Source organism: Rhodococcus sp. HM1 (genome assembly GCF_023218075.1).
GTDB lineage: Bacteria > Actinomycetota > Actinomycetes > Mycobacteriales > Mycobacteriaceae > Rhodococcus.
The window spans coordinates 1-207 of the sequence record NZ_JALPTB010000248.1 but is presented as its reverse complement, the minus strand read 5'-3'; the positions used below and the strand labels follow the sequence as shown (position 1 = coordinate 207).

Below are 207 nucleotides of genomic sequence, written 5' to 3'. Positions count from 1 at the left end.
ATGGCTACAGCTGTGGCTACAGAGTATTTCCTGGAAGCGGGAGCGATTCGCATCTCCGCTGGTAGATCGGGTATTTCGTTGAGCCGATGACGGGAATCGAACCCGCGTATTCAGCTTGGGAAGCTGAACAATCGCAATATTCGCGCTCGTCATCACCGTGTTCCTCCTGGTCACGCAACCCAGCCTACTACAGCGTTGGCTACAGTA

1 tRNA gene is annotated in these 207 nt (G+C 54.1%); it reads right to left on the bottom strand.

Annotated features, from left to right (window positions below):
• Positions 1 to 81: 81 nt before the first annotated feature.
• Positions 82 to 157: transfer RNA gene (locus M1M07_RS32630), tRNA-Gly, on the bottom strand.
• Positions 158 to 207 lie beyond the last annotated feature (50 nt).